This is a genomic window from Sphingomonas jinjuensis (assembly GCF_014197105.1).
In the GTDB taxonomy this organism is placed as follows: Bacteria; Pseudomonadota; Alphaproteobacteria; order Sphingomonadales; family Sphingomonadaceae; genus Sphingomonas; species Sphingomonas jinjuensis.
Genome location: NZ_JACIEV010000001.1, coordinates 341,033 through 359,056, shown reverse-complemented (window position 1 = coordinate 359,056; position 18,024 = coordinate 341,033). Strand labels below are relative to the sequence as shown.

18 protein-coding genes and 1 riboswitch are annotated in these 18,024 nt (G+C 66.5%); of the genes, 7 read left to right on the top strand and 11 right to left on the bottom strand.

The window, feature by feature from the left end:
* Positions 1-231: 231 nt before the first annotated feature.
* From GGQ80_RS01685 to GGQ80_RS01655, 7 genes are all read right to left on the bottom strand, one after another.
* A complete protein-coding gene (locus GGQ80_RS01685; RefSeq protein ID WP_183981985.1) occupies positions 232-708 on the bottom strand; it encodes a GNAT family N-acetyltransferase in 477 nt (158 codons plus the stop codon).
* A 57-nt stretch (positions 709-765) separates the two neighbouring features.
* On the bottom strand, positions 766-2,262 hold the full coding sequence (locus tag GGQ80_RS01680; protein WP_183981984.1) for an ATP-dependent nuclease: 1,497 nt from the start codon (positions 2,260-2,262) through the stop codon (positions 766-768).
* An 83-nt stretch (positions 2,263-2,345) separates the two neighbouring features.
* Positions 2,346-4,205, bottom strand: coding sequence for a phosphomethylpyrimidine synthase ThiC (thiC, locus tag GGQ80_RS01675; RefSeq protein ID WP_183981983.1), 1,860 nt, complete (start codon positions 4,203-4,205; stop codon positions 2,346-2,348).
* Positions 4,206-4,247: 42 nt separating this feature from the next.
* Positions 4,248-4,357, bottom strand: a riboswitch (TPP riboswitch).
* Positions 4,358-4,451: 94 nt separating this feature from the next.
* A complete protein-coding gene (locus GGQ80_RS01670) occupies positions 4,452-5,483 on the bottom strand; it encodes a ferritin-like domain-containing protein (protein ID WP_183981982.1) in 1,032 nt (343 codons plus the stop codon).
* A 20-nt stretch (positions 5,484-5,503) separates the two neighbouring features.
* Entirely contained in the window at positions 5,504-6,523 is a 1,020-nt protein-coding gene (locus tag GGQ80_RS01665; protein ID WP_183981981.1) for a ferritin-like domain-containing protein, read from the bottom strand.
* Positions 6,524-6,744: 221 nt separating this feature from the next.
* On the bottom strand, positions 6,745-7,173 hold the full coding sequence (locus GGQ80_RS01660; protein ID WP_343050743.1) for an EF-hand domain-containing protein: 429 nt from the start codon (positions 7,171-7,173) through the stop codon (positions 6,745-6,747).
* 22 nt (positions 7,174-7,195) lie between these two features.
* Positions 7,196-7,762 (bottom strand): HNH endonuclease, encoded by a 567-nt coding sequence (locus GGQ80_RS01655; protein ID WP_183981980.1) that lies wholly within the window; start codon positions 7,760-7,762, stop codon positions 7,196-7,198.
* A 55-nt stretch (positions 7,763-7,817) separates the two neighbouring features.
* Between GGQ80_RS01655 and gluQRS the strand changes: the two genes are divergently transcribed.
* From gluQRS to egtD, 5 genes are all read left to right on the top strand, one after another.
* Complete coding sequence (gluQRS, locus tag GGQ80_RS01650; RefSeq protein ID WP_183981979.1) at positions 7,818-8,696, top strand: tRNA glutamyl-Q(34) synthetase GluQRS; 879 nt, start codon at positions 7,818-7,820, stop codon at positions 8,694-8,696.
* Positions 8,697-8,705: 9 nt separating this feature from the next.
* The gene (locus tag GGQ80_RS01645) at positions 8,706-8,942 is read left to right on the top strand and encodes a twin transmembrane helix small protein (protein ID WP_183981978.1); all 237 of its coding nucleotides are present in this window, start codon (positions 8,706-8,708) and stop codon (positions 8,940-8,942) included.
* Positions 8,943-9,092: 150 nt separating this feature from the next.
* The gene (locus GGQ80_RS01640; protein WP_183981977.1) at positions 9,093-9,638 is read left to right on the top strand and encodes a cob(I)yrinic acid a,c-diamide adenosyltransferase; all 546 of its coding nucleotides are present in this window, start codon (positions 9,093-9,095) and stop codon (positions 9,636-9,638) included.
* Positions 9,639-9,721: 83 nt separating this feature from the next.
* Positions 9,722-10,984, top strand: coding sequence for an ergothioneine biosynthesis protein EgtB (gene egtB / locus GGQ80_RS01635; RefSeq protein ID WP_183982440.1), 1,263 nt, complete (start codon positions 9,722-9,724; stop codon positions 10,982-10,984).
* Positions 10,978-11,955, top strand: coding sequence for an L-histidine N(alpha)-methyltransferase (egtD, locus tag GGQ80_RS01630; protein ID WP_183981976.1), 978 nt, complete (start codon positions 10,978-10,980; stop codon positions 11,953-11,955). Before egtB ends, egtD begins: the two co-directional genes overlap by 7 nt.
* On the opposite strand, the gene GGQ80_RS01625 is transcribed toward egtD, so the two are convergent.
* Together GGQ80_RS01625 and GGQ80_RS01620 are read right to left on the bottom strand one after the other, a co-directional pair.
* On the bottom strand, positions 11,952-12,761 hold the full coding sequence (locus GGQ80_RS01625; protein WP_183981975.1) for a hypothetical protein: 810 nt from the start codon (positions 12,759-12,761) through the stop codon (positions 11,952-11,954). The genes egtD and GGQ80_RS01625 overlap by 4 nt on opposite strands.
* Before the next feature lie 58 nt (positions 12,762-12,819).
* A complete protein-coding gene (locus GGQ80_RS01620; RefSeq protein ID WP_183981974.1) occupies positions 12,820-13,872 on the bottom strand; it encodes a DUF1176 domain-containing protein in 1,053 nt (350 codons plus the stop codon).
* Positions 13,873-14,084: 212 nt separating this feature from the next.
* Between GGQ80_RS01620 and GGQ80_RS01615 the strand changes: the two genes are divergently transcribed.
* Complete coding sequence (locus tag GGQ80_RS01615) at positions 14,085-14,954, top strand: 3-hydroxyacyl-CoA dehydrogenase NAD-binding domain-containing protein (RefSeq protein WP_183981973.1); 870 nt, start codon at positions 14,085-14,087, stop codon at positions 14,952-14,954.
* The gene (locus tag GGQ80_RS01610) at positions 14,951-15,202 is read left to right on the top strand and encodes a CBU_0592 family membrane protein (RefSeq protein ID WP_183981972.1); all 252 of its coding nucleotides are present in this window, start codon (positions 14,951-14,953) and stop codon (positions 15,200-15,202) included. The genes GGQ80_RS01615 and GGQ80_RS01610 overlap by 4 nt, the downstream gene beginning before the upstream one ends.
* On the opposite strand, the gene GGQ80_RS01605 is transcribed toward GGQ80_RS01610, so the two are convergent.
* Both GGQ80_RS01605 and GGQ80_RS01600 read right to left on the bottom strand, forming a co-directional pair.
* Entirely contained in the window at positions 15,125-15,748 is a 624-nt protein-coding gene (locus tag GGQ80_RS01605) for a DedA family protein (RefSeq protein ID WP_183981971.1), read from the bottom strand. The genes GGQ80_RS01610 and GGQ80_RS01605 overlap by 78 nt on opposite strands.
* Before the next feature lie 211 nt (positions 15,749-15,959).
* Positions 15,960-18,023: a S9 family peptidase gene (locus GGQ80_RS01600; protein WP_183981970.1), complete on the bottom strand. Its 2,064-nt coding sequence runs from the start codon at positions 18,021-18,023 to the stop codon at positions 15,960-15,962.
* Position 18,024: the final 1 nt, after the last annotated feature.

Below are 18,024 nucleotides of genomic sequence, written 5' to 3'. Positions count from 1 at the left end.
GGTTGGGCGCCTGGGGAGGACGGGGGCGATGTGGCCGGATCGGGGGGCGAGTGCAAGGGGGCTCCATGCGAATGTTGAGACTCTTCACACTCGGATGGGGTGGGCATAGGACAGTTATCCCGACCCAGACCGTCATGCTGAACTTGGTTCAGCATCTCTGCGTGGTCGGCTCCGCGGCCCGAGATGCTGAAACGCGTTCAGCATGACGGTTTTTGGGGGGGACGTGCCGCGTCAGCCGAGCGGATGGCGCATGGCGACGTTGCAGCGGGCGTAGGTGGCGCCGTGGCTCGCCAGGATCGCGGCGTCGTGGACGAAGCCCGCCTTTTCATAGAGATGGATCGCGGCGGCGCATTTGCTGCTGGTGAGCAGGTAGAGCGTCGTCAGGTCGGGCAGGTCCCGCGCATGGGCGATGAGCGCGTCGAGCAGCACCGCGCCCGCCCCCGTGCCGCGGACGTCGGCGCGCACGCCCATCTTGGTCAGCTCATAGCCGCGCCCGCCGGTCGGCATCAGCGCGCCGGCGCCGATCACGCCATGATCGGGGTGGTGGACGAACAGGATGGTGCCGCCCTTGTCGACGATCGCCTCGCGCGGGTGCGACAGGACATGCTCGTCATGCGGCTCCAGCACGAACATGTCGGCGATCCACGCGGCGTTGATGGCGTGAAACGCGGGGGCGAGGTCGTCGGTGTAGGGGAGGATGGTGAGCATGGGGGTGAGTAAAAAGACGGCTGAGGCGGATTACCCCCGCCGGTTTTCCCTGGCAGCTTAGATCATTGGGACTAGCAACGCGTTGTATGTTCCCGGTTCATCGGAAAACGCTTTCTCAGCAACGACTTTGAATAGCAGCGCTTTAACTTCGGGTTCCGTTTTACCCGACACAGTCATCAGGTGTGTCACGAAGTCATCGTAAGCTCTTTTAGCCTCAGCGCGAAGATCCGAGCCATGCAACTGATCTACAAAACCAAAAGATCCTCGGTTTATACCCACTCTTGCACTCATCAACTCACGTCGCAATTCCGCTTGGTAGAAATCCGCACCGATGTACATTTGTCGACAAACAAGCACCTCTGGAACCCAGGGCAGAAAAGAAGTTCGACGACGTATTTGTTCGAACTCGGCCAACCTAACGGCGTTTCCACTCCTCTGCCAGCGCCCAAGCGTCTCTGTTTGAACGTCTTCATCCAAAAGTGCGTGTTGCATAACATGATCTGGCAACATGGCGGCGCTGCCCCTCATAAACCGCATCACGGCTGAGAAAGGGCCTATCGGTACGATGCTAACAGTCGGAAAAGCCTCCATCCGGTCATATTTTTCACGGATTGCTAGCTTCACAAGAGGCTCAACCGCATACGCGGCGGCCTCGTCTTCAACGTAGATGAAACTATCGGCGATACGCTCTTCCGTGTCTGCCAAGTAACCTAGCGCTAAGGCAGGGAAGCACCCATACATTGGCTCGACATTGTCACCAACACGATTCAGTAGAATTATGCTTCTTCGTCTAGCCGCCTTTAAGAGGGTGACGGAATGTGTCGAAAATATTACGGTAAGACCTTTGCGCTGAGCTTCCTCTATAAGGTATTCTAGGAGATTGCGCTGGGCCTTTGGGTGTATTGCTAATTCCAGTTCGTCGATAAGCAAAAGAGAGTTATTGCGGCATTCGTTTATTTGTTGAAGCAAGTTCAAGACGCATAACTCGCCCATGCTAAAGTGATTTTCAGAGTGATAGGTACGGGGATTATCATCATGCGCCATAACATACGCGCGATTCCAGCCGCCGCGGGTCAGATTTACGCTCCGGAGCAACGAATACCGGTCGGTGTCAAATATACGATTTGCATTTTGCACCACGTACGGAGCTGCTCTTTGAACGCGACCAGTATCAAAGTCCCCGGGCCTTGGTGATATCCGATCTGCGGTCGCTCCGATGTAAACTACATCAGAATAACCAAACCGGCTAAATATTTGACTATTCTTCTTCGGTATAGGTGCCCATCGAATACCACTATATGAATAAGTCACTGAGTCATCGTTAATTTCGTAAGTTATACGGGCATTATCAAAATTATCTAAACGTTCTGATCGCTGAGAAGTCGGGAAGTGCACAGGGAATGCTTGACGATACCCTAGCCGACGAAGGCAAGCTAATAGTGAGCTCTTGCCCCCACCATTTCCGGCAGTGAGCAGCCAAACTCCCCGATCGGGTATCTCGAATTCAAGCCTGCCTACGTTGCGGATGTTCTCAAGAATGACCTTGCCTGGCATCGCTTATCCGATCGATTTCGACAGTGCGCTCTGCTGCAATCAGCAACGCTGTCAACCGTTATGGACGGTAAGCATTGCATTGGTCAATCGTGCTCCCGATTGCCTCCCCCCATGTACAGTTCCCGCCCGGTATGGTGGTACAGCTCACTCATCGCTGCCATCCCCGCCTCGGCATCCTCCGCCGCGACGAACGTCTCCACCGGTGCATTCTGCTTGGCGGCGAAGTCGCGGACTTCCTGGGTGATCTTCATCGAGCAGAACTTGGGGCCGCACATCGAGCAGAAGTGGGCGGTCTTGGCGCCTTCCGCGGGCAAGGTCTGGTCGTGGTATTGCTCGGCCGTCTCCGGGTCCAAAGACAGGTTGAACTGGTCGCGCCAGCGGAACTCGAACCTCGCGCGGCTCAGCGCGTCGTCGCGCAGCTTGGCGGCGGGGTGGCCCTTCGCCAGGTCGGCGGCATGGGCGGCGAGCTTGTAGGTCACCACGCCGACCTTCACGTCGTCGCGGTCGGGCAGGCCGAGGTGCTCCTTGGGCGTGACGTAGCAGAGCATCGCGGTGCCGTACCAACCGATCATCGCGGCGCCGATGCCGCTGGTGATGTGGTCGTAGCCGGGGGCGATGTCGGTGGTCAGCGGCCCGAGCGTGTAGAAGGGCGCCTCGCCGCACGCTTCCAGCTGCTTGTCCATATTCTCCTTGATCTTGTGCATCGGCACATGGCCGGGGCCCTCGATCATCACCTGGACGTCCTGCTCCCAGGCGCGCTTGGTGAGTTCGCCCAGCGTGTAGAGCTCGGCGAACTGCGCCTCGTCGTTGGCGTCGGCGATGCTGCCGGGGCGCAGGCCGTCGCCGAGCGAATAGGCGATGTCATACGCCTTCATGATCTCGGTGATCTCGTCGAAGCGCTCGTAGAGGAAGCTCTCCTTGTGATGCGCCAGGCACCATTTCGCCATGATGCTGCCGCCGCGGCTGACGATGCCGGTCACGCGCTTGGCGGTGAGCGGGACGTAGGGCAGGCGGACGCCGGCGTGGATGGTGAAGTAATCGACGCCCTGCTCGGCCTGTTCGATCAGCGTGTCGCGGAAGATCTCCCACGTCAGCTCCTCGGCGATGCCGCCGACCTTTTCCAGCGCCTGATAGATGGGGACGGTGCCGATCGGCACCGGGCTGTTGCGGATGATCCACTCGCGCGTGTCGTGGATGTTGCGCCCCGTCGACAGGTCCATGACCGTGTCGGCACCCCAGCGGATCGACCAGACGAGCTTGTCGACTTCCTGCGCGACGTTGCTGGCCACCGCGCTGTTGCCGATGTTGGCGTTGATCTTGACCAGGAAGTTGCGGCCGATCGCCATCGGCTCGGTTTCGGGGTGGTTGATGTTGTTGGGGATGATCGCGCGGCCGCGGGCGACCTCGTCGCGGACGAATTCCGGCGTCACGTAGTCGGGGATGGCGGCGCCGAAGCTCTCGCCGTCGCGGACATATTCCTTGAGCATCTCGCGACCGAGATTCTCGCGGGTCGCGACATATTCCATCTCGGGCGTGACGATGCCGCGGCGGGCATAGTGCATCTGGCTGACGTTGGCGCCGGCCTTCGCGCGCAAGGGGCGGCGGACGGTATTGGGGAATTGCGGCACGCCGCCCGACCGATCGGGGCCGAGCTGGCCGTTGTCCTCGGGCCGCACCTCGCGCGCGTCATACGCCTCGACGTCGCCGCGGGCCATGATCCAGTCGCGGCGCAGCTGGGGCAGGCCGGCCATGATGTCGATGCGGGCGGCGGGGTCGCTGTAGGGGCCGCTGGTGTCGTAGACGTTGAGCGGCGGTTCACCGCAGCCCGGCTCCAGATCGATCGCGCGCATCGCGACGCCGAGAGGCCCGACGTGGATCTTGCGGCTGCCGCGGATCGGGCCGGTGGTCACCTTCAGTTCGGTACGCGCGGGAATATCGGCCATCGTCACTCTCCATCTTGAAGGAGAGGAGGCGGGGGACCGGTGGCGGACGCCGCTTCCACTCCCTACGCCGGTGTCAGCCGGATCAGGTTCGGCGGGTCGGAGGTTGCGGCCTCCCTCTCAAGCGCATGCATGGCGCTCCCCCGGGGATGAAGGCGATCATAGCGGCGGTTGCGGGGCGGCGCCAACGAAAAGGGCCGCCGGTTTCCCGACGGCCCTCAACGGCATCTGCACGATCCGGAGGGGGGATCAGGTCGTGCGGATGTTGCCGTTGATCCCGTTCGGGAAGAAGCCGCCCGAGGTGCGGCCCGTCCCGGCGCTGAGATAGACGACGTTGAGCACCTGCGCCGGCGTGCGGCTGAAGACGATGCCGCTGCTGTCGGTCGGCACCAGGTTCGATGCCTGGACCGTGACGTTGGTGGCAAGGGCCGTGGTGGTCAGCGTGCCGTTGGGCAGCGTGATCCCCTGGTCGAGGTCGCTCGACCCGTCCAGGCTGTCGCGCGCATCGCTGATCTGGCCCGCAGCGGTCCGCAGCGACGGGGTCTGGAGACCCTTGGCGTACAGGATCGTGCGGATCAGGCCGGCGTGATAGCCCTCGGCAGCGTGAATGCCCGCCGCCGCCTCGATATACGTCTTGTTGGTGATCGAGGTGATCGCGCCCTTGTAGGCGGTCACGCCGACGTCCTCGAAGATAAACGCGCCGAGCAGGAAGTTCTCGTCGGAGGCATAGGGGTTGAACGTCCCCGTCGAGCCGACGACGCCCGCCGCGCGCGCCGCCGCGGTGAAGGCACCGTTGGCGTCGCCCGAGATGTTGAGGTTGGGCATCGCCACCGCCGCCGAGCCGAGGGCCGAGCGAAGGAAGATGACGTGAGCCGCCTCGTCCTGCGCGATTTCGCGCGCATATTGACGGACGACGTTGTCGCTGAAGTTCACCTGCGCGCCGCCGGTGACGGTGCCGGTGGTGCCGACGCCCGTGGTCAGCGACGGGTTGAGGCCGACGCCGAACGCCGCCCAGCTATAGAACTGCGCCTCGAGATATTCGAGGTTCAGCGCGAAGTTGAGCACGTCGATGTCGAGCTGCGCCGAGGTGGACGACGGCGTGGGAGTCGGCGTCGGGGTGGGCGACGGTGTCGGATCGTTGTCGTCGTTACACGCGGACAGCAGCGCGAGGCCGCCGACCCCGGCAGCGGCGCCGCCGGCAAAGCGAAGGAAACGGCGACGCTCGTTGCGACGCTCGGCGATGGCGTCGAAGATCTCGAGCCGGTCTTGAATATCGGACATGGGTCGAATTCCTTCCTGGCTCAGGCTTGCGCGGTGCTGGTGCGGATGGTGCCGTTGACACCGTTCGGGAAGAAGCCGCCCATCGTCGCTGCCGCCTTGGTCAGATAGACGATGTTGAGCACCTGGCCGGTCGTGCGGCTGTAGGCGATGCCGTTGGCATCGAGCGGCACGATGTTCGACGCACCCACGGTCTGCGCGGTGGCGAGTCCGGTGGTGGTGATCGTCCCGTAGGGGTTGGTGCTCGACACCGTCGACGCGTTGGTGAGCCCCTGGTCAAGGTCGGTACCGCCGTCGAGGCTGTCGCGCGCGTCGCTGATCTGCGTCGTGGCGGTGATCAGCGCCGGGGTCTGGATGCCCTTGGCGAACAGCGTCGTGCGCACGATCGCGGCGTGATACGCCTCGACCGCGAGGATGCCGGCCGCTGCCTCGAGGAAGGTCTTGTTGGTGATCAGCGGCGACGCGCCCTTGTAGGCGGTGACGCCGACGTCCTCGAAGATGTACGCGCCGAGCAGGAAATTCTCGTCCGACGAATAGGGATCGAACGTCCCGGTGCTGCCGACCACGCCGGCGGCGCGGGCGGCGGCGGTGAAGGCGCCGTTGGCGTCGCCCGAGATGTTGATCGCGGGCTGGGCGACCGCCGACGTGCCGAGTGCGGTGCGCAGGAACTGCACGTGCGCCGCCTCGTCCTGCGCGATCTCACGCGCATATTGGGCGACGAGCGGGTCGCTGAAGTTGACCTGGCGACCGCCCGTGACGACGCCCTGCGTCCCCGTGCCGGTGAGGTTGCCGCTGGCGAGGCCGACGCCGAATGCGGCGAACGAATAGAATTGCGCTTCGAGATATTCGAGGTTCAGCGCGAAGTTCAGCACGTCCGCATCGGTCACGGTCTGCGCACCCGCGCGGGTCGCAAAGCCGAGCGTCGCGGCACCGGCGGTGGCTACGGCGACGGCGCCGAACGCGGATTTGAAGAAGTCGCGACGCTCCTCGCGCCGCTGTACGCGGGCATCGAGTGCATCGATGATATCGTTGGTTTGGCTCATGTCAGGGCTCCTCCCTCTGGAACATAGCCCAGTAAAGCGCGGGACGCGCTACGGCCATGCTACGCGAACAGATACGCGCGGGATGCGGGAAAGATGCCGACGGTTCGACGGTGGGCGCGATAACGCACCGAGTGACATTGTTTTGCTTGGGTGTTCCTGCCCTTCGAGACGAGGCTTCGCATGCGCTCAGCCTCTCCTCAGGACGAACGGGGGTGGTAAGTTCAGCGTCCCGCCGTCGGGGTCGGCGTCGCCGAGGGCAGCGGGGTCGGGTCGAGGCGGCCCTGGCGGGCGGCTTCCTGTTCCTCCGAGGTGACGGTGCCGTCGTGGTTCAGGTCCATGCGGTCGAAGCGGGCGAGCTGGCCCTCGCTGAACTCGATCGCGCTGACCTTGCCGTCGCCGTTGCGGTCGAGCAGCTTGATCCGCGCGTTGCGGCGGGGCAGCTCGGTCTGGTCGATCATGTCGTCGCCGTTGCGGTCGAGCGTGCGGAAGCGACGTTCCATCGCGCTGCCGAAATCGAGGCGCGAGGTGACCGACGGCGGCACGAAATCGGCGGCTTTCGCATCGGCTGCCGCCTGCTTTTCCCGACGCTTTTCGCCGCCACACCCGGCAAGCATCAGCGTCATCGCCATCGCCGTCATCACCGTCCGCACCATCTATATCCTCGCCCGGCCGTCAGGCCTCCAGTTCGATGTCCCAGTAGAGCCAGTCGTGCCACGTGTCGTGCAGATAGTTGGGCGGGAAGCTGCGGCCATGTTCCTGAAGTTGCCAGTTGGTCGGGCGGATTGGCTCGACGTGGAGCGGCATCGCCGCCTGGCGCGGCGTACGGCCGCCCTTCTTGAGGTTGCAGGGCGCGCAGGCGGTGACGACATTCTCCCACGTCGTCCGCCCGCCCTGCGCCCGGGGCACGACGTGGTCGAAGGTCAGATCCTTGGGCTTGCCGCAATATTGGCAGGCGAAGCGATCCCGCAGGAAGAGGTTGAAGCGGGTGAAGGCGGGAAATTGCGACGGCTTGACGAACTGGCGCAGCGCGATGACCGACGGGATCTTGATCGCGGCGGTCGGGCTTCTGACCTCGCGTTCGTAATGGGCGACGACATCGACCCGCTCGAGGAATACCGCCTTGATCGCGGTCTGCCATGGCCACAGGCTGAGCGGATAATAGGACAAGGGCGTATAGTCGGCGTTCAGGACGAGCGCCGGGCAACTATCAGGATGGCGGATCAGATCGGGATGAAACACGGCCCCTCCGACGCTGCTGATGCCGGCGGCCATGGCTGCCGGGCATGACGCACGTATGACAGCACAGCCGGTGATTCGCGGTCAAGGGCCGGGCGTCGTCACCCGCTTTGCGCCCAGTCCTACCGGACGGTTGCACCTGGGGCACGCCTTTTCGGCGATCCGGGCGCACGACTGGGCGCGCGGGCGGGGCGGGTCGTTCCTGCTGCGCATCGAGGACATCGACGGCACGCGCAGCCGGCGCGAGCATGTCGAGGCGATCCTGGCCGACCTGGCTTGGCTGGGGCTGAGCTGGGACAGCGAGGTGGTGTTCCAGTCGGCGCGGCTCGATCGTTATGCGGCGGCGCTCGACCAGCTGAAGGCGATGGGCCTCGTCTATCCCTGCTTCTGCACCCGCGCCGACATCGCGGCGGCGAGCCTGACGGCGCCGCACGGCGCGGAGGCGGTGTATCCGGGGACGTGCCGGGGGATCGATACCACCGGGCGAATTCACGAGCCGCATTGCTGGCGGCTCGACGCAGGCGCGGCGGCGGCGGTCGCGGGGCCGCTGAACTGGTGGGACGAGACGGCGGGGACGGTGGCGGCCGACGCCGCGAGCCACGGCGACGTCGTGCTGGCGCGCAAGGATGCGCCGGCGAGCTATCACCTCGCCGTCACCGTCGACGATGCGGCGCAGGGAGTGAGCGACGTGATCCGCGGCGTCGACCTGTTCGCGGCGACTCACGTCCATCGTCTGCTCCAGGCGCTGCTGGGCCTGCCGACGCCGCGATACCGCCATCATCCGCTGCTGACCGGGGCGGATGGCGAGCGGCTGGCGAAGCGTCACGGCGCCCCGACGCTGGCGGCGATGCGGCTGGCGGGCGAGGACGGTCGCGCGCTTGCCGACGCGCTTCGCCAAGGCCGGCTGCCCACTGGATTTATGGCGTCCGCGCACTAGATTGACGTCATGAACACCTTCCTCGCCATCCTGCTCGTCGCGGCCATGATCGCGACCGTCGTTGCCCTCGTCCGCGGGATCATCGCGTTCCTGCAGGAAAGCCATGCGCAGGTGCGCGATGGCGACGGGCCGAGCCCGGCGGCGCTGAAATCGAACCGCATGATGCAGATGCGCGTGTTCTTCCAGGCGCTGGCGATCCTGATCGTGGTGGTGATCCTGTTCGTCGGCGCCGGCGCGCGGGGGTAAGTTTCGTTCGATCCTTCCCCGGGCTGGGGAGGATTGAGAGGCTCGTCACCCTGAGCTCGTCTCAGGATCTCGGGCCGCAAGCGACTGACGAGGAGATGCCGAAACAAGTTCGGCATGACGGACGTGGGGCGAGGTCCTAAGACTGCCGCCATGGTCAAACTCAACAAGATCTACACCCGCACCGGCGACGACGGCACCACGGGGCTCGTCGACGGCAGCCGGATCGCGAAGTCGGCGGCGCTGATGGAGGCGATCGGCGATGCCGACGAAGCGAACAGCGCGATCGGCGTGGCGCTGCGCGGTGGCCTGCCCGATCCGGTCGCGGGCGAGTTGGCGACGATCCAGAACGATCTGTTCGACCTCGGCGCCGACCTGGCGACGTCGCCGCATATCGACGGCGCGCTCAGGATCGTGCCGCGGCAGGTCGAGCGATTGGAGACGGCGATCGACGCGCTCAACGCCGATCTGCCGCCGCTGACCAGCTTCATCCTGCCCGGCGGCGAAGCGGCGGCGTTGCACCTCGCCCGCGCGATCGTCAGGCGGGCGGAGCGCGCGGCGGTGGCGGCGGGCGAGGCGGTGAGCCCGGCGGCGCTCGCATACCTCAACCGGTTGAGCGACTATATGTTCGTTGCCGGACGGTGGGTGAACCAAAAGTCGGGCAGCGACGTTCTGTGGTTGCCGGGGGCGTCACGCTAAATCGATAATGCCTGATCGATGACGTGGCGCAGCAGGTGCTGCCGACAGCGACGATCGTTGCCGATGACAGGGAGGTGACGACGATGCTTCAGCCTGCGACGACCGCGCATCATCCGCTGGCCGAGCGCTTCGCCCGCGTCCGCGCGCTCAGCATGGCGCTCGCCGAGCCGCTGTCCGACGCGGATGCCACCGTCCAGTCGATGCCCGACGCATCGCCGACGAAATGGCATCTGGCGCACACCACCTGGTTCTTCGAGACGTTCGTACTGCGCGATCATGTGCCTGGCTATCGCCTGCACGACGAGCGTTGGCCGTTCCTGTTCAACAGCTATTATGAGGCCGAAGGCCGCCGCCATGCGCGCGACCGCCGCGGCATGGTGACGCGGCCGACGCTGGACGAGGTGCGGGCGTATCGCGCCCACGTCGACGTCGCGCTGCTCGCGGCGATGACCACGCTGCCCGATGCCGCGATCGAACTGGTCGCGCTCGGCTGTCACCACGAGGAGCAGCATCAGGAGCTGCTGGTCACCGACATCCTCCACCTGTTCGCGGAAAATCCCCTCGAACCGGCGATCTATCCGGCCGAGCCGAAGGTGCCAGTGGCGATGCCCGCGCCGATCGGCTGGCTGGCGCATGACGGCGGGATCGCCGAGATTGGCCATGGCGGCGACGATTTCGCGTTCGATTGCGAAGGGCCGCGGCATCGGGCGCTGCTCCAGCCCCATGCCATCGCGGATCGCACCGTCACCAACGGTGAATGGGCGGCGTTCATCGCCGACGGCGGTTATCGCGAGGCGCGCCACTGGCTGGCGGACGGCTGGGCCTGGGTGAAGGCGGAAGCGATCGAGGCGCCGCTCTATTGGGAGAAGCAGGGCGAGGCGTGGACCCGCTTCGGGCTCGACGGGCGGCGGCCGATCGATCCTGCGGCGCCGGTCACCCACGTCAGCTTCTACGAAGCGGATGCCTATGCGAGCTGGGCCGGGGCGCGGTTGCCGACCGAGTTCGAATGGGAAGCGCACGCCGCGGCCCATGACGCACGGCTCGGCAACCAGATGGACCGTGCCGGGCCGGTGGAGCCGCGCCCGTCGGCCGGCGGCCCCGCCTATTTCGGCGACGTCTGGGAATGGACCGGCAGCGCCTATCGCCCCTATCCGGGGTTCCAGGCGGCCGAGGGCGCGGTCGGCGAATACAACGGCAAGTTCATGAGCGGGCAGTTCGTGCTGCGCGGCGGCAGCTGCGCGACCCCTCGGGGCCACGCCCGCGCGAGCTACCGCAACTTCTTCTACCCCCACCAGCGCTGGCAATTCACCGGCGTCCGGCTAGCCAAGGATTTGCCGTCATGTTGAAGCCCGAGATCGAAGACGGCGACATGACGCTCGCTGACCCGCAGTTCCGTGCTGACGTTTTGTCGGGGTTGGAGCGGCGGCCGCGCGCGATCCCCGCGCGGTGGTTTTACGACCATCGCGGATCCGAGCTGTTCGAGGCGATCACCGACCTGCCCGAATATTATCCGACGCGGACCGAGACCGCGATCCTGCACGATATCTGCGGCGAGGTCGCGGGCCTGGTCGGCGAGGGACGCGCGGTGGTCGAGTTCGGGTCGGGATCGTCGACCAAGACGCCGATCCTGCTCGGCTGCGTCGCGCCATCGGCCTATGTGCCGATCGACATTTCGGGGGAGTTCCTGCGCGAATCGTCGCGGGCGCTGTCGGCGCAATTCCCCGACCTGCTGGTATTGCCGTTCGAGGCGGACTTCATGCGCCCAATGGCACTGCCGCGCGCGATCGCGGATGCGCCGAAGCTGGGCTTCTTTCCCGGATCGACGATCGGCAACATGACCCCCCTGATGGCGGTCGACCTGCTGCGTGCGATGCGCACGTCCCTGGGCGAAGGCGCGCAGCTGCTGATCGGGATGGACCGGATCAAGGACGCGGGCACGCTGGTCGAGGCGTACGACGATGCGGCCGGCGTGACGGGCAAGTTCAACCTGAACCTGCTCGAGCGCGTCAACCGCGAGCTCGACGGGACGGTGCCGGTCGAGGGCTTTCGCCACGTCGCGCGCTGGAACGACGATCGCGCGCGGATCGAGATGCATCTGGAAGCGACGCGCGACATGAAGTTCGAGGTCGCGGGCCAGCGCTTCGACATCGCCGCGGGCGAGACGATCCACACCGAGAACAGCCACAAATATGGCGAGCGCGACGCGCGCATCCTGCTGCGCGCGGGCGGGTGGACGCCGCTGAAGAGCTGGACCGACGCCGAGGGCAAGTTCGCGCTGTACCTGGCCGAGGCGCAGGCGGAACGGCCGGCGCCCTAACCGACCGCGGGCCGCGCGGGTGCGGCGGGCCTGCCCCAGCTGACCCACAGCGCCGCGCCCGCTAGGATCGCGGCGACTGCGGCGGTCGGTGGGATCGGCAGGGCGGCGGTCGCCCGCGTCGCCTGCTCCCACGCATCCGTGCCGCCGACCGTCGCGAAGCCGAGCGCCTGAATCACGCTCGCGACGATGACGGCCACGAACGCACCGCCATGGCGGCGGTCGGCGTTCCACAGCCAGGCGGCGATCGCGATCGTCAGCAGATCGGCGAGATAGACCGACAGCACGAAGCCCGAGACGCCGAACGCGCCCCCGAGGGGATAGCCCGGCACGAACCCCATCAGCCGCCCCGCGACCGGCGGCAGCACCAGCAGCGGTGTCGACAGCATCGCGGCAGCGTGGAGGCGGACGCGGCGCCGTTCGGCCACGGCATGGGCGACGAGGATGACGAAGGTGACCAGCGCCACTGTGTCGGCGAAGACGAGCCGCGCCGCATTCTCGGCATAGAAGGGGATACCCCCATCGGCGAACCCGCGCGCCATGGTGATGATGACGCCGGCCCCCGCCGCCGCGAACATGGGCACCGCGGCGAACAGCGCGCGGCCCGAGGCGCGATGCAGGGCCAGACGGCGGCTGCTCGCCGACCAGCTTTGCACGATGAGGAGCAGCAGCCAGAGGGTCGCGGCGAAGGCATGGGCGTGGAGCGCTGGCGTTCGCCGCGCGGTCGGCGAAAAATAGCCCGGCCAGAAGGCGAGCGGGATCGTCAGGGCCAGAGCGATCAGCCACCAGTGCGCACGACGATACGGCATCGCAGAAGCCCCCACTTCCGTTAGCGATGCCCCGCCATAGCCGAATGTGCGGCCCGCGTCAGCCGCCGGTCGTCGCCGCGCGCCAGGTGGTGATGGTGGCGGTGTTGCCGCGGCATTCGCCCATCTCGCTCTGCTCGACCAGGCGATAGCGGTTGCCGTCCCAGGCGAAGCGTTGCGAGACGCCGCAATCGCCCAAGCCCCGGCCCTTGGCATAGCTGGTCAACACGTTGCCGTCGAAGTCGCCGTTGACGACGCTGTGCACGGGCGTCTGCGAATCGGCGCCGGTTTCGTCGAAGCCCGCCGGGGCGTCAGTCTGCGCGGGTGTCACCTTGGTGCCGTCGACGACGAACAGCGCGCCGATGACGTTGTAGGCGCCTGCCGAGCAGGGGAGGACGACGAGAAGCTTGCCGTCGGGCGCCTTCGCGATCGTCGGGGTGGCGTCGACGCCGTCGCCCATCTCACACTGGCCGATGCGGTTCATCTCGGCGGTGACGGTGGCGGGCAGCTTCGCCTGCGATGGTTCGAGCCGCTGGGCCGCGACCGAGGGCAGCATCGGGGCGGCGGGGACGGTGGCGGCGGGCGCCGTACCCTTGGCGATGGTCGCGGTGACGGTGCCCACGCGGCCCTGCTGCGCATCGATGTAGCGCAGCGCGGCATTGGCGCCCTTCAGCGAGACGGTGCCGGCCTGGCCGGCCAGCTTCAGCGCGGTTCCGTTCGCGATCGCCGCGGCCAGGGCGTCGGCGTCCCCGACCACCGCCCGACCGTCGACGGCGAAGCGCGGCGCGTTGCCGTCGTCGCCGGCTTCGACGCTGTAGCGGCCCGCCGGCCCGGGATCGCGCGTCAGCGTCATCGTGGGGCCGTCGCCGAATTCACCCTCGGGCAGCAGCGACGCCATCGAACAGCGTCCGCCATTGTCGCAACCGACCGTCCAGTCACCGAAGGTCTTGAGGGCGCCCGGCCTGGGCGTGACATCGGCCGGCGGGGCGGCGGTGACGGTTGTCGGGCTGGCCACCGGCGTGGGCACGACGGCGGGGGCGGCGTTGTCAGCAGCGGGCTCGCCCGCGGAACAAGCGGCGAGGAGAAGGGCGGGGATGAGCGCGGTGCGGATCATGAGTCCGGAGCCTAGGCCTGCTCATCCTCCCCCGCCAGGGGGAGGTGGCAGCGAAGCTGACGGAGGGGGCGGAAGCCCCGCGATGGTTTATCGCTTACCGCCCCCTCCGTCAGTGCTGCCCACTGCCACCTCCCCCTGGCGGGGGAGGATTGAGGATTGGGTGGCTCGACGCGCGAAAGCGGCTACAGCGGACGCCAACAAGGAGTTTCGGCATGAAGATCATCGGCGTGATCGGGGCGGGGCAGATGGGGGCGGGGATCGCCCAGGTCTCGGCGCAGGCGGGGTATCGCACGCTGCTGGCCGATGTCGGTCTCGCGCGTGCGGAGGCGGGCAAGGCGGGGATCGCCAAGGCGCTGGGCCGGTTGGTCGAGAAGGAGAAGATCGCTGCCGATGCGCGCGACGCCGCGCTGGCGCTGATCGAGCCGGTCGACGGCGCATCCGCGATGGCCGAATGCGACCTGATCATCGAGGCGGCGACCGAGCGCGAGGAGATCAAGCGGCGGATCTTCGCCGATGTCGGCGCGGTGATGACCGATGATGCGATCCTGGCGACCAACACCTCGTCGATCCCGATCACGCGGCTGGCGCAGGCATCGCCCGATCCGGCGCGGTTCATGGGCGTCCACTTCTTCAATCCCGTGCCGGTGATGGGCCTGATCGAGCTGATCCGCGGGCTCGCCACCAGCGACGCGACGGTCGAGGCGGTGACCGCGTTCGGCCGCAGCCTGGGCAAGGAGATCGTCCAGGCGAACGATGCGCCGGGGTTCATCGTCAACCGCGTGCTGATGCCGATGCTGAACGAGGCGTGCTTCGCGCTGGGCGAGGGCGTGGCGAGCGTTCGCGATATCGACACCGCCTGCAAGCTGGGGCTAAACCATCCGATGGGGCCGCTGACGCTGGCCGACTTCATCGGGCTCGATACCTGTCTGGAGATCACGCGCGTGCTGTTCGAGGGCACGGGCGATCCGAAATTCCGCCCCGCGCCGCTGCTGGTGAAGTACGTCGAGGCGGGATGGTACGGGCGCAAGACCGGGCGCGGCTTCTATGATTACAGCGGGGCCGAGCCGGTGCCGACGCGGTGAGCCAGTTCACGGGATATGACGTCGCCGGGCTGATCGGCGTGACGCTGATGCTGATCGCCTATGGCGCGACGGTGGCGGGGAAGATCGACGTCAAGGCGTGGCCGGCACTGCTCGCCAACCTGATTGGCGCGGTGCTGGTGCTGATCAGCCTGGGGCATGACTTCAACCTGTCAGCCGCGGTGATCGAGAGCGCCTGGGCGGTGATCGCGCTGGTCGGGCTGATCCGGCTGGCGCTCGGCCGCCGCTGACCGGCGGCGCAGGAACAGCGCCACCGCGGCGCCGATGACGACGACTGCGGCGAGCGCGAACGGCCAGTGGCGGCCGACGGTGCGGCCGACGAGCCGCTCGACGCCGTTGCCGAAGAGATAGCCGATCGCGGTGAACAGCGATCCCCAGACGACCGCGGCGAACGCGTTGACGAGGACGAACAACGGCATCGACACGCGGCTGGTGCCGATCGCGATCGGGCTGGCGGTGCGGATGCCGTAGATGAAGCGATAGGCGAAGATGAAGCTGCGCGGATATTTCTCGAGCAGCGCCAGCGCCTTCTGCCCGGCGGGCTTTTCGCGCAGGCGCCTGACCCAGGCGGCGTCACGGAAGTGGCGGCCGGTCTGGAAGAAGATCTGGTCGGCGACGAACGAACCGCCCGCCGCGGCGATGCCTGCGCCGATCGGCGAGACGAAGCCATGATGCGCGATCACCCCGCCGGCGACCACCGCGGTTTCGCCCTCCGCCCCGGCGCCGAGGAAGATGGCGAGGAGGCCGTAGTGCTGGATCAGCGATTCGATCGACATGGGGTGATAGACACGCGTGGCCGCTGCGACGTTCCGTCACATCGGTCTTAAACACCCTCCGTTCGCCCTGAGGAGAGACTGAGCGAAGGCGAAGGCTCGTCTCGAAGGGTGGGCCAGGTAACCTGTGCTTCGAGACGGCATTTCGGCTTCGCTCAATGCCTCCTCAGCACGAACGGGGGGTGGAGGCGAACTTTGTGGAGGCGGCAAGGCGTCAGTTATCCCCCAACCCCAGCTGCCACAGCACGAAGGCATGCTCCTCCGCGCCCTCGCGCAGGCTTTCGAAGCGGCCCGACTTGCCGCCGTGGCCGGCGCCCATGTTGGTTTTCAGCACCAGCACGTTGGTGTCGGTCTTGGTCGCGCGCAGCTTGGCGACCCATTTGGCGGGTTCCCAATAGGTGACGCGCGGGTCGTTGAGGCCGCCCGACACGAACATCGGCGGATAGGCGTGCGCGCCGACGTTGGAATAGGGATCATAGCCACGGATGCGCGCGAAGGCCGCTGCATCCTCGATCGGGTTGCCCCATTCGGGCCATTCGCCCGGCGTCAGCGGCAGGCTGGCATCCATCATCGTGTTGAGCACGTCGACAAACGGCACGTCGGCGATCACCGCGCCCCACAGCTCGGGATCGGAATTGACGATCGCGCCCATCAGCTCGCCGCCCGCCGACCGGCCCGCAGTGGCGATGCGGCCCTCGCTGGTCCAGCCGTCGGCGATCAGCGCGCGGGCGACGTCGACGAAGTCGTTGAAGGTATTCTCGCGCTTGTCGAGCTTGCCGTCGAGATACCATTGCTGGCCGAGATCGTCGCCGCCGCGGATGTGCGCGATCGCATAGGCGAAGCCGCGGTCGAGCAGGCTGAGGCGCCCGGTCGAAAAGCCCGGCGGGATCGCATAGCCATAAGCGCCGTAGGCATACAGGAACAGCGGACGTGAGCCGTCGCGCGGGAAGTCGGCCGGGTAGACGATCGAGACGGGCACCTTGGTGCCGTCGCGCGCCGTGACGTGGAGGCGTTCGGTGCGGTATTTGTCGCCGTCATAGCCGGAGGGGATCTCCTGCACCTTCAGCGTCGTCAGCGCCCTGCTCGCGGTGTCGTAATCATAGACGGTGCCCGGCGTGACCATCGATTCATAGCCGAGACGCAGCACCGTCTGGTCGTATTCGGGATTGTCGCCGAAGCCGGCGGTGTAGCTCGCCTCGGGGAAGTCGATCGTCTCGGGCGTCGTCGGCGTCTCGTAGCGATGGATGGCGAGGCGATCGAGGCCGTCGCGGCGACCCTCGACCACGAAGAAGTCGCGGAAACAATCGACGCCGGTCATGTAGAAGTCGGGATCGGGCGCGATCAGCTCGGTCCAGGTGCCCGGCGACGCGATCGGCGCGGTGCAGAGCCGGAACTGCGGATCGATGTCGTTGGTGTGGATGAATAGCGTGCCGTCGTGCTCGTCGACGTCATATTCGCGGCCCGTCTGGCGCGGCGCGACGAGGATCTGTGGCGCGAGCGGATCGGTGGCCGGGATCAGGCGGACTTCGCTGGTGACGTGATCGCCGGTCGAGATGACGAGCCAGCGGCGGTTGCTCGTCTCGCCGACGCCGACGCGATAGCCCTCGTCAGCCTCGCGATAGAGCTCGACGTCGTCCTCGATCGGCGTGCCGAGGCGGTGGAGGCGGGCGTTGTCGGTGCGCCACTGGTCGTTGGCGAGGCCGTAGAGGAAGCCCGTATCGTCGGCGGTCCACACGATCTCGCTGAGCATGCCGGGGATGGTGTCGGGCAGCAGCTCGCCCGTTTTCAGGTCCTTGACGTGGATGGTGAAGCGCTCGGCGCCGCTGTCGTCGATCGCATAGGCGAGCAGCCGGCCGTCGTTGGACGGGGCGAAGGCACCGAGGCGGAAATAGTCGTGGCCCTCGGCAAGCGCCGGCTCGTCGAGCAGCAGCTGCGCCTCGCTGCCGGCGACCGGGCGCCGCCACCAGCGGCGATATTCGCCGCCCTCCTCGAAATCGGACCAGTAGAGCCAGTCGCCATCCTTTTGCGGGACGGTCGATTCGTCTTCCTTGATGCGGCCCTTCATCTCTTTGTAGAGCGTGTCGACCAGCGGCTGGAGCGGCGTCATCACCGCTTCGAAATAGGCGTTTTCCTCGTCGAGATACGCCAGCACGTCCTTGTCGGTGACGTCGGGGTAGCCCGGATCCTTCAGCCACGCCCAGGGATCGTCGATGGTGACGCCGTGTGCGGCGAAGCTGTGGGGGCGGCGAGCGGCGACGGGGGGCTTGGGTTCGGTCATC